This window comes from Streptomyces sp. NPDC087422, assembly GCF_044744145.1.
Lineage (GTDB): Bacteria > Actinomycetota > Actinomycetes > Streptomycetales > Streptomycetaceae > Actinacidiphila.
Genome location: NZ_JBIUXT010000002.1, coordinates 44247 through 55454, shown reverse-complemented (window position 1 = coordinate 55454; position 11208 = coordinate 44247). Strand labels below are relative to the sequence as shown.

Annotated in this window: 11 protein-coding genes; 9 read left to right on the top strand and 2 right to left on the bottom strand. The window is 72.4% G+C overall.

From position 1 onward, the window contains the following. Positions 1–43 precede the first annotated feature (43 nt). From ACIO6U_RS06120 to ACIO6U_RS06105, 4 genes are all read left to right on the top strand, one after another. On the top strand, positions 44–823 hold the full coding sequence (locus ACIO6U_RS06120) for an IclR family transcriptional regulator (protein ID WP_355348430.1): 780 nt from the start codon (positions 44–46) through the stop codon (positions 821–823). Positions 824–924: 101 nt separating this feature from the next. Then, complete coding sequence (locus ACIO6U_RS06115; RefSeq protein WP_355348433.1) at positions 925–1911, top strand: M14 family metallopeptidase; 987 nt, start codon at positions 925–927, stop codon at positions 1909–1911. A 60-nt stretch (positions 1912–1971) separates the two neighbouring features. Then, complete coding sequence (locus tag ACIO6U_RS06110) at positions 1972–3186, top strand: amidohydrolase family protein (RefSeq protein ID WP_401715979.1); 1215 nt, start codon at positions 1972–1974, stop codon at positions 3184–3186. 59 nt (positions 3187–3245) lie between these two features. Next, positions 3246–4145: an aldo/keto reductase gene (locus ACIO6U_RS06105; protein WP_401715976.1), complete on the top strand. Its 900-nt coding sequence runs from the start codon at positions 3246–3248 to the stop codon at positions 4143–4145. Between the two features lie 26 nt (positions 4146–4171). Here ACIO6U_RS06105 and ACIO6U_RS06100 read toward each other — a convergent pair whose 3' ends face one another. Beyond that, positions 4172–4492, bottom strand: a complete 321-nt coding sequence (locus tag ACIO6U_RS06100) for a DUF6191 domain-containing protein (protein WP_355348442.1) — start codon at positions 4490–4492, stop codon at positions 4172–4174. A gap of 132 nt (positions 4493–4624) precedes the next feature. On the opposite strand from ACIO6U_RS06100, the gene ACIO6U_RS06095 reads away from it, so the two are divergent. Next, positions 4625–5140, top strand: a complete 516-nt coding sequence (locus ACIO6U_RS06095; protein ID WP_401715973.1) for a malectin domain-containing carbohydrate-binding protein — start codon at positions 4625–4627, stop codon at positions 5138–5140. A gap of 115 nt (positions 5141–5255) precedes the next feature. On the opposite strand, the gene ACIO6U_RS06090 is transcribed toward ACIO6U_RS06095, so the two are convergent. Then, on the bottom strand, positions 5256–6062 hold the full coding sequence (locus ACIO6U_RS06090) for a LysR substrate-binding domain-containing protein (protein ID WP_401715971.1): 807 nt from the start codon (positions 6060–6062) through the stop codon (positions 5256–5258). A 59-nt stretch (positions 6063–6121) separates the two neighbouring features. On the opposite strand from ACIO6U_RS06090, the gene ACIO6U_RS06085 reads away from it, so the two are divergent. The 4 genes from ACIO6U_RS06085 (at position 6122) to ACIO6U_RS06070 (ending at position 11085) form a co-directional block, all read left to right on the top strand. Next, entirely contained in the window at positions 6122–6514 is a 393-nt protein-coding gene (locus ACIO6U_RS06085) for a DUF5997 family protein (RefSeq protein WP_391161785.1), read from the top strand. Between the two features lie 192 nt (positions 6515–6706). Continuing rightward, on the top strand, positions 6707–7540 hold the full coding sequence (locus ACIO6U_RS06080) for a GntR family transcriptional regulator (protein WP_401715968.1): 834 nt from the start codon (positions 6707–6709) through the stop codon (positions 7538–7540). Between the two features lie 94 nt (positions 7541–7634). After that, entirely contained in the window at positions 7635–8774 is a 1140-nt protein-coding gene (locus ACIO6U_RS06075; RefSeq protein ID WP_401715965.1) for a glycosyl hydrolase family 18 protein, read from the top strand. A gap of 154 nt (positions 8775–8928) precedes the next feature. Then, a complete protein-coding gene (locus ACIO6U_RS06070) occupies positions 8929–11085 on the top strand; it encodes an ATP-binding protein (protein ID WP_401715963.1) in 2157 nt (718 codons plus the stop codon). The last annotated feature ends 123 nt before the right edge of the window (positions 11086–11208 follow it).

The following is an 11208-nucleotide window of genomic DNA, read 5'->3' as shown; positions in this document are numbered from 1 at the left end:
GCCCAACGCAACCGACTTGGGACGACAGGAGACGCACGTACCCATGGCAGAGGACACCGAAGTCCCCGTACCGGCCCCCAGCGAGAACACCAAGTCACCCAGCTACATGGGGCGCATCCTCAACTTGCTGGAGCAGTCCGTGGTCGCCGAGGGCGCACCGCTGACCCTCACCGAACTGGCGGCGGCGGCCGACGCGCCGCTGTCCACCGTGTCCCGGCTGACGGCCCAGCTCGTCACCTGGGGCTTCCTCAACGAGACCACCTCGCACCGCTTCGTGCCCGGCCGACGGCTCGCCGCCATGGCCGCGGCCGTCAGCGAACACCTCTACAGCAACGACCGCCTCCAGCAGGCCACCCGGCTGCTCACCGGCGTCACCGGCGAGAGCACGACCGCCGGACGCATCGTCGGGAACAGCATGTTCATCATCGCCCGCACCGAGTCCGAGCAGCCGCTGCGCGCGGTGAACCGCATCGGCGAGTTCATACCGCCCGACAACTCCGCGCTCGGCAAGGCCATCATGTCCCGGCTGCCCCGCGCCCGGCAGCTCGCGCTGCTGCGCGGCGCCGACGTGGCGGACCCCGAGGCCACGCTGGAGAAGATGCAGCCGGAGCTGGAGGAGGCCAGGCGGCGCGGCTACGCCGTGGACGAGGAGACCTACAGCGTGGGCCTGCGCTGCCGGGCCGCCGCCGTCGTCGGCCCCGACGGCGTCGCGGTCGCCGGACTCTCCATCAGCGGACCCGCCGCCCGCTTCACCCTCGACCTCGCCGAAGGAGCCGTTCCCGCGCTGCGCCAGGAGGCGTCCGCGATCGGCGACATGCGGTGACCCCCGCCGCGGCCGGGGACACCGTCCCCGGCCCCGGCGACGACACGAACCCGAGCACCGATCCCCGTATCAGTACCCGTATCAGCAAGGAGACACAGCGGATGAGCGACACCACAGCCACCGGTACCCCGGCCGCGCAGCCCGGCCACACCGTCGAGACCGTCCCCGTCACCCGCGTGGACAACGGGCACGACCTCGCGCTCACCGTCCACCGCCTGACCGGCGCCCGGCCGGGGCCCACCCTGGTCGCCTTCGGCGGCGTCCACGGCGACGAGGCCATGGGACCCGAGGAGATCCGCAGGTTCGTCTCGTCGGTCGACCCCGCCGAACTGGCGGGCACGATCGTCGCCGTACCGGTGGCCAACCCGTACGCGTACGCGGCGATGTCCCGCTTCACCCCGCAGGACGGCCTCAACCTCAACCGCATCTTCCCCGGCGACCGCAACGGCTCGGTCACCGAGCAACTGGCCGCCGTACTCGCCGAGATCATGCTTCAGGCCGACTACTTCGTGGACTTCCACTCCAGCGGCCTGTACTCCACGGTCGAGTACTCCTACATCATGGACGACGGCCGGGAGATGGCCACGTCCTTCGGCGCCGCGCTGCTCTACCACCACGAGCCCTACGAGGGCACCTCCAACGCGTGGGCGATCAAGAACGGCATCTCCTCGACCGTCTGCGAACTGGGCGGCGGCGGGCAGCTCACCGACGCCTTCCTCGACAAGGCCGTACGCCAGGGCCGCAACATGCTCAAGGGCATCGGCATGCTGGAAGGCGCCCCCGAGGCGATCGTCGAGCAGCAGACGGTGATGACCGAACTCGTCACGCTGCGCCCGACCAAGGGCGGCACGATGATCTCCCACTTCACCCCTGACCGGCTCGGCGAGGTCATCAAGGGCGGCACGGTGCTGGGCGAGGTCGTGGACCCGTACACCTTCGAGACGCTGGAACAGCTCGTCGCGCCGTACGACTCCAACATCCTGGTGCTCAGCCGCGAGGGCTACTCCCGCACCGCGCCGGGCGACTACGGCTTCATGGTCGGCAACGCCGGCACCACGACCACCGTCGACGAGCTGTTCGGCGCCTGAGCGCAGGGGCGCGAGCCAGCGGGCGACGGGTGTAGCGGAGACGAGGAGCGGCGTACCGGCATGGACATCAGACACGTCCGCGTGGTGGACCCCGAGAGCGAACAGATCCTCAGGGACCGGCGGATCACCCTGGAAGGAGACCGGATCACCGCCGTCACGGCCGACACCCCCGACCCACTCGCGCCCGGCGACGTGGACGGCACGGACCTGTACGCGGTCCCCGGCTTCATCGACTGCCACGTGCACGTCACCTCGGTGACCGCCGACGAGTGGGCCGACACCGGGATGGCGCCCAGCTACGTCACCGCCCACGCGCTACGGGAACTGCGCGCGATGCTCGAACGCGGCTTCACCACCGTCCGGGACGCGGGCGGCGCCGACGCCGGGCTGGCCGACGCCCTGGACGAGGGGCTGGCGCCAGGACCCCGGCTGTACGTGTGCGGCAAGGCGCTGTCGCAGACCGGGGGCCACGGCGACCTGCGCCCCCGTGGCCGCTACCACGCCGACGACCATCCGGCCGTGCCCGGCATCGGCCGGATCGTCGACGGACCCGACGCACTGCGCACCGCCGTACGCGAAGGCGTACGGTCCGGGGCGTCGTTCGTGAAACTCATGCTCTCCGGCGGGATCTCCAGCCCCACCGACCGGATCGACACCCCGCAGTACAGCGAGGACGAGATCCGCGCGGCGGTCGACGAGGCCGCGCGGACGGGCGTCTACTGCGCCGGGCACGCCTACACCCCGCAGGCGGTGGCCCGCGCGCTGCGCCTGGGCGTACGCACCATCGAGCACGGCAATCTGATCGGCCCGGACGAGGCCCGGCTGTTCGCCGAGCACGACGCGTACTACGTGCCGACGCTGGTGACGTACACGGTGCTGGCGCAGGAGGGTCCGCTCCACGGGCTCCCGCCCGCGAGCACCGCCAAGGTCGCGGCCGTCCGGGACAGCGGCCTCACCGCGCTGGCCCACGCCCACGCCGCCGACGCCCCGATCGCCTTCGGCACCGACCTGCTCGGCGCGATGCACGTCCACCAGTCGCGGGAGTTCGCGCTGCGGGCCAGGGTGCAGCCGGGCTGGGCGGTGCTGCGCAGCGCCACCACCACCGGCGCCCGGCTGCTCGGCGCGGCCGGTGAACTCGGTGTGCTCGCGCCCGGCGCCCGCGCCGACATCGTCCTGACCCGCCACAACCCCGCTGTCCACGTCGAGCGGCTGGCGGACCCGGAGGCCGAGGTCGCCGCCGTCTTCTCACGGGGCCGCCTCGCGGTACGCCGCTAGGCGCCGCCAGGGCCCCGGCGCCGCACGCGGCAGCACCATCACACGAGACAGGGAGCCGTATGCACCACCCACCGCACCTCACCAACCCGACCCGCGCGTGCGGGAGTTCGAAGGTCTTCCCGGTCGGCCTTGGCGGCATGCTGCTGTCCATCGAAGGGCGCCCGGACCGCGCCCGTGCCACGGCGACGATCCACACCGCGCTCGACGCCGGAGTGACCCTCATCGACTCCGCCTCCGCCTACCACACAGGTGCCGACGAAGTAGGGCACAACGAGACGCTGATCGCCGACGCGCTGGAGAGCTGGGACGGCGACGCCTCCGGAGTCACGGTGGTGACGAAGGCGGGCCGGGTCAGACCGGGCGACGGGCGGTGGCTCACCGACAGCAGCCCCGACCACCTCGTCCGCTCGGCCGCCGCGTCCCGCGACCGGCTCCGCCTGGACCGTATCGAGCTGTTCTTCCTGCACGCACCCGACCCGGTGGTGCCGATCGCCGACTCACTGACGGCGCTGCTCCGGCTGGTCGCCGACGGGACCGTCACCTCGGTCGGTGTCTCCAACGTCACCGTCGCCGAACTCGACCAGGCACACGAGCTGTTGGGTGACGCCCTCGTCGCCGTGCAGAACGAGTTCTCACCCAGCGCCGTACAGCACCGCGCGGTACTGCGCCGCGCGGAGGAACTCGGTCTGGCGTTCCTGGCCTGGCGGCCGTTGGGCACCATCGGCACGAAGGACGACGAACTCACCGCCGCCTTCACCGAGATCGGCCGCGCCCACGACGCCAGCCCGCAACGCACCGCGCTGTCCTGGATGTTGTCCACCAGCCCGGCCCTCATCCCCATACCGGGCGCCCGCCGCCCCGAGACGATCCTCGACTCCGCCCGCGCCGCCGAACTGCACCTGGGGGAGGACGAAGTGAGCCGACTGGACGCGGCGGTCGCGAGCCGCGTGCCGTCCTAGGCGAGAGGCGTTCCGAAGGTCGCGCCTCAGGAGCGGGGCCGCGCCATCCGTACGACCGCGGTCCCGCGCTGGAGATCGACGGTCGTACGGTTCGCGGGCGCGCCGTCCTCCTCGTCGTCCCGCAGCACGAGGGCCGACTGCCGCTCCTTCAACTCGTTCTGCTTGCCCGGCGAGAAGCTCGCGTGCAGCATCTCGAAGCCGGTGGACGAGATCTGCCCCTGGCGGCCAGGGCCGCGCCACGGCAGGATTCCGGCCCGCCCGGCCCGCATGAGCATCTGATCGGCGAAGGCCACCAGGGTCAGCAGGATGACCAGACCGGGCAGGGTCATGAAAACGACGAACGTCATGCCCCCAGTATCGCCGTCCGGGCACCGGTGATCCATGGGCCGGCAGGGGCCGGTCCGGCCCGCGCGCCACCGCGTCGGCCGCGCGAGGGGTCCGGCGGGAGGCTCCCTCTGAGCATGGTGCTGGGCGGTCTCGTGACCGCGGGGACCGCTCACGCCGACGTGGCACCAGGGGTGTCGATCGACCTCGGCGGCGCGGGCGGCGGCGACTTCATCGCGGACACCGGCACCGGCGGCAGGCCCGACACCATTCCCGCGGGCGCTCCCAGCTTCCCGAACTGGGGACGGACCGTGGCCCACCCGATCCCCGCCGACATCTGGAACACCTCACGCGTCGGGGACTCCTCCTACAGCATCCCCGGTCTCACCCCGGGCGCCGACTACCAGGTCCGTCTCTACTTCATGGACTGGTACTACACCCACTCCGGTCAGCGTGAATTCGACGTCACGATCGACGGCGCCAAGGTCCTGACCGACTTCGACACCATCGGCGCGGCCGTGGCGGCGGGCGCGGACGGCCAGGAAGCCTTCGGCGTCGAGAAGGACTTCCCCGTCACCGTGGACGCCTCCGGCACCGTCTCCCTCGACTTCACCCGCGGCTCCGCCAACCAGGCCCAGGTCAACGCCATCGTCGTGACGCCCGCGAGCTGACGACCCGCCTCCGGCACGCATCGTCCACGTGATCGCGGTCGGCCGGCCGGGCGGTGCCTCCATGGCGGGTCCGGCCGACCGCGCTGCCGTACGGGGGACCGGGACCCCGGTCCGGCTACGGGCGGCGGCGGGGCTTGCCGCGCTTCGCGCCGCCCGTACCGCCGCTCTTGCCGCCCTTGCCTCCGGCACCCCGGCCCGGCGCGGGCTTGCGGCGCGCCTGCGACACCTTGTCCGGGCGCTTGTCCTTCGCCTTGTCCGTGGCCTTCGCGGCCTTCGCCCCCGGTGCGGACCGCTCCGGGAGCGGCCGGCCGCGCGTGCTGTTGACGGTGCGACCGCGCACGATGCCGATGAGGTGTTCCACCAGATCCGTGGTCTCCTCCTGCGGCCAGGACAGGGCGACGCGGGACTCGGGCGCGTCCGGGACCGGCCGGTAGGTGAGGTCCCTGCGGTGGTGCAGCCGCGCGAGCGACTGGGGGACGATCAGCAGGCCCACACCCGCCGCGACCAGTTCCACGGCGTCCGCCGTGGTGGCGGGCCGCTCCTTCGCGGGCCGCCCCGGCGGCGTCTGCCAGGTGAGGGTGTCGTCCAGGGGACGCAGCACGATGTCGTCCGCGAGGTCGGCCAGCGACACCTCGTCGACCGCCGCGACCGCGTGGTCCTTGGGGACGACGACCACCGTCGTCTCCGTGTAGAGCGGGATCGCGCTGAGGTCCGCGCCGTCGACCGGCAGCCGTACGAATCCGGCGTCCGCGCCGGACCCGCCGCCGTCCCGCAGCGCGCCGAACGCCTCGGCGGCGGGCACCGGGACCAGGGTGAGCGGGACCTCCGGCAGTCGCTCGTTCCAGATCCGCACCCACTTGGTCGGCATCACGCCCGGAACGTATGCGAGCCGGAACGAAGGAGGTACTTCCGAACCTGTCACCCCAGCAGGTTATCCGCTGGTGGTCGGAGGCGGCGCACGCGCTCGTTACCCTTGACGGCATGACGTCGCAGCAGACCGCCCAGACCATGAAGCCCGCGACAGCGGCGAAGAAGCTGGGTGTGTACCTCCAGGCCACACCCGCCGAGTTCCAGGAGGGTGTCGTCTCGCGCACTGAGCTCAACGCGCTCCAGGCCGATCCCCCCGAGTGGCTGGTGGAACTGCGGCACAACGGACCGCACCCCCGCCCCGTCGTCGCGTCCAAGCTCGGCGTGTCCATCGCGGGTCTCGCGCGCGGCGGCGTGACCGAGGCGCTCACCACCGAGGAGATCGAGGCGCTGAAGCGGGACCAGCCGCAGTGGCTGGTCGAGGAGCGTGCCGTGCAGGCGGAGGTCCGCAAGGAAGCGGTGCGGATCAAGGAGAAGAACGCGGAGCGCGCCGCCCGTACCCGCTGACCTTTTTCCCGCTGACCCGTACCCGCTGACCTTTGTCCCCCGACCTTTGTCCGCTGACTCCGGCGCGGATTCGTTGACCACATATTGACCAGTGGTAAGAACGGGGTCCATCATCGGTGCGTCGCCGAACACCTCGGCGTCCGGACGCCGAGACACCGGCACCCGCCCCGCGCGGACAGGACTGGTGGGCCCATGGTCAGCAGCGAGAGCCGCTGGGAGAAGCGGCAGCGGATCCGTACGCACCTCCTCGACCTCGTCGAGGAGACCGCGACCGGACGACCGCTGCCCGGTGAGCGCCAGCTCTGCGAGACCCTGGAGGTCTCCCGCCCGACGCTGCGCTCGGTGATGGACGACCTGGTGCGCGACGGACTGCTGATCCGGGCCCACGGGCGCGGCGTCTTCGTCGCCGAGGACAAGGTCGCCCAGCGCCTGGGCCCGGCCGCGGGGCCGGGACCGAGCCTGGGCGTCGGCGGTGTGGACGGCGCATGGACCAGCCGCACCGTGGAGTTCACCGACATGGCCGCCGGACCCAGGATCGGCCGCCGCCTCGGCACGGCCCCGGCCGACCGGATCCTGCGGATCGCCCGGCTGCGGCTGGTCGACGGCGACCCGATGTGCGTCGAGACGCTGCACGTACCGCTGGCGCTGGTCCCCGGCCTCACCGCCCACGACCTGGAGACCGACTCCTTCTACCGCCTGCTCGGCAGCCGGTACGGCATCCTGCTCACCCGCGCCTCACAGCTCATCGAACCGACCGTGGTGGACGAGGCCGAGGCCGAACTGCTCGGCGTGCCCGTCCACACCCCGGCCCTGCTCTTCGAACGCGCCGCCAGGGACGCGGACGGGCGCGTCGTGGAGTTCACCCGCTCCGTCTACCGGGGCGACCGGTACCGCATCCTCACCGAACTGTCGCTCGCCCCCGAGCCCGACAGCGGACGCGTCCTGGGCGGCTCCTGGTCGGCGGCCTCGCGCGTACCGGGCGCCGACACCCTGGTCCTCGACCCCTACTGGAACGACAACGGGTAGCCCCCGCGCCCACCCACGACTCCTCCGTCACCCCCCACCCCGCGCCGCCGCCCCGGCCGACGCGGCGCACCCCCACGCCCCGAAGGGACGGATCATGCTTCGTCGCAGGCTCATCCTCGCCACGGCCGCCGCTTGTTCGGCCGCCCTCGCCGGTGCCATGGCCGCGGGCGCCATGACGACCGACAGCGGTACGTCCGGACCCGGTACGTCGGCCGCCGCGTCGAGCGGCGCCGCCCACCGGCCGCCCGCCGCCCGTACCGCCGCCTCCGCCGTACAGCTACAGACCTGGCTCTACCCCGGCTCCGCAGGCGACTCCACCTGCACCGCGCCGAGCGAATACGCCGACAACCGGGTCAAGAACGGCGCGCTCAAACCCGAGTACTGGAGCGTCACCGGCAAGGGCAAGGTCAGCCTGGAGACCACGGCCGCCGGGCTCTGCAACACCTACAGCGCCGACAACGTCGCCGACCTCAAGGCGCACTCCGCCTACCAGTACCCGACCGTCTCCGGCATGACCACCGCCGACGTCCACGCCCTGGTCAGCAGCAGTGCCAACCGGAGCGACGCCGTCTCGCAGCTCACCTCCTTCGTGGTGACCAACCAACTCACCGGCGTGGATGTCGACATGGAGGACTACTGGTCCTGGAGCGCCGCCGACTTCACCAACTACAAGACCTTCCTCGGCCAGCTCGCGACCTCCCTGCACGCGCAGGGCAAGAAGCTCGTGGTCGACGCGCCCGCGATGACCGAGGACGCCGCCTTCTACGACTACGCCGCCGTCAGCGCCAAGGGCGTCGACGAACTGGACATCATGGCGTACGACGAGGAGTTCGACACCGCGCCCGGCAGCCGCTGCCTGCCGATCACCCCGCTCGCCTGGCTCAAGCAGGTCACGCGGTACGCGCAGAGCAAGATCCCGGACCCGTCGCGGCTGGTCATCGCCCTGCCCTCGTACGGCATCAGCGCGCCCGACCCGTGCGACCTGGACGCGGTCACCGGCAACATCCAGTTCAGCGACATGAAGCACAGCCCCGGCTTCTCCACCGACCCGAGCACGATCGCCGCCCGTCGCGACGCCTCTTCCGGAGAGATCCGCTGGGTCTCCGGAGGAAAGCTCTACGACTACGTGGACAGCACCGCGCTCAACTCCAAGCTGGCGGTGCTGACCTCACTGGGCGTCACCAAAGTCTCCGTCTGGTCCCTCGGCGGCGGGAACCCCTGGTTCACCGGGTGACTCTCCGTCAGTACGGGTGAAGCGCGCGACCCGCGGGACCGGCCCGAGTCCGGTTCCGCGTACGCCGCCTGACGCGCCCTCATGAGGCACTCGCGCCGAGCTTCACCACGACGGCCCGTTTCCCTCCGCGGTCGGTCGGTGTCAGGCTGTGGCCATGAAGGGGCACATTCCGCAGGAGACAACGAGTTTCGTCGGCCGTACGGCGGAACTCGCGCGGCTGGACATGGCGTTGGCACACCGCCGGCTGATCACCCTCACCGGGCCCGGCGGAGTCGGCAAGACACGGCTCGCGCTGCGGGCGGCGGCGCGCGCGTCGGTCGGCCGCGTCGCCGTGGAAGTCGCCGCGGAACAGGAGCCGGGCGCGGACCGGCGAATCGGTTCTGCGGAAGACACCGACTCCTCCCGCTTCCCCGACGGCACCTGGTGGGCCGACCTCGCCACCCTCGACAGCCCCCACCTGCTGCTCGCCACCGTCAGCGACGCCGTCGACCTCGCCGACCACTCACCGCGGATGCCCGTCGAGGCACTGTGCGAATGGCTCGCCGACAAGCGCCTGTTACTCGTGCTCGACTCCTGCGAGCACCTGGTCGAGGCGTGCGCCCACCTCGTCGGAGAACTGCTGACGGCCGCGCCCGGCCTGACCGTACTGGCCACCAGCCGCCGCCCGTTGGCCTCCGCCGTGGAGGAACTGATCGACGTCGCACCGCTGTCGGCCGAAGGACAGGACGCGCTCGCCCTCTTCAACCAGCGCGTCACCGGCCGCCTCGGCCACACCCCGCTCGCGGAACCCGGCGCGGCGGAGGCCGCCGCGACCATCTGCCGCCGCCTCGAAGGGATACCGCTGGCCATCGAACTGGCCGCGGCCCAGGTCGGCCCCGCCACCGTCGCCGACGTCGCCGACCGCCTCGGCTCACGCTTCGACGTCCTGTCCCGCACCGGCTTCGTCTGGCCCCGGCGCCACCAGACACTGCGCACCGCGATCGGCTGGAGCCACGAGCTGTGCACCCCGCAGGAACGGCTGCTCTGGGCCCGGCTCAGCGTCTTTCGCGGCGCCTTCGACCTGGCCGCCGCGGAAGCGGTCGCCACCGGCGGCCCGCTGCGCGCCGCTGACGTCGCGCCGACCCTGGAACGGCTGGTCACCCAGTCGGTGATCATCAGGGCGGCCCCCGCCGACGACGCGTCGAGCGGCGCAGGACACCGCGAGCGCTACCGCATGCTCGACACGATCCGCGAGTACGGCGGTGAGTGGCTGCGCGAGCTGGGCGAGTCCGCCGCGACCGCCCGCCGTCACGCCGACTACTTCACCGGCCTCGCCCGCTGGGCGGACGGGAGCTGGTCGAGCCCCGACCAGCTCCTCGGCTACCGGGTGATCGAGGACACCCACCCCGACCTGCGCTCCGCCCTCGACCACTGGCTCGTCCACGACCCGGCGCAGGCCGCCGAACTGGCCGGGCTGCTGGTCTACTTCTGGACCTGCTGCGGCCACCTCAAGGAAGCCCGCTCCTATCTGGAGCGCGCCCTGGAACTGCACACCGCGCAGGACCGGGCCCGTGCCCGCGCGCTCACCGGCCTCGGGGCCACGGTCACCCTCCAAGGGGACTACGCCCTGGCCACCGAGATCAGCGCCGAGGTGGAGGCCGCGGCCGAAGCGGGCGGCGACCAGGAGGAGCGGATCGCCGCCGCCTGCCTCACCGGCCTGCTGGGCCTGCTCATGGGCCAGCCGCGCAAGGCACTGGACGCGGTACGCGCGGCGCTCGGCGGCGCGCCCGGCTTCGCCTTCGACTCCCCGGACCGGCTGCGCTGCAACCTCGTCGAAGTGCTCTCCCTCACCGCCCTCGGGGACTTCGCCGAAGGCCGCGAGCGGGCCCTCGAACTGCGCGAGCACTGCGTACGCACCGGCGAGGTGTGGACCCGCTCCTACCTGGACTACCAGCTCTCCGTCGTCGCCCTCTTCTCCGGCGCCCCCACCGAGGCCATCGGCTACGCCCGCACCATGCTGGAGAGCAAACGCCTTATCGGGGACGCCTTCGGCATCGCGCTCGGCCTCGACCTGCTCGCCGCGGCCCTGGCCGCCGAGGGCCGGCCCGAGCAGGCCGCGTCGGTCTACGGCACCGGCGGCGCCTATTGGCGCAGCGTCGGCCACCCGCAGCGCGGCGCGCCGGAACTCCAACTGGTGCGCGAGCGCTGCGAGGAGACGGCCCGCGCGGCGCTGGGCGACCAGGCGTACGCCGCCGCGTACGCCCAAGGGTCCACCGCCCACGGCCCGACCGCCTTGGCCGCCGCCCTCCAGCCGGACAACCACACCGCGTGAGCGGCCCGTTCACCCCTGCCGGAGACCCGCGAGGGAACGGCGCGGCCGGTCGGACATCCGTCGGCCGGGGCCGGGGGGAGGTCGGCCCCGGCCGACGGGAACGTGCCGCGCTGTGGGGTTCGC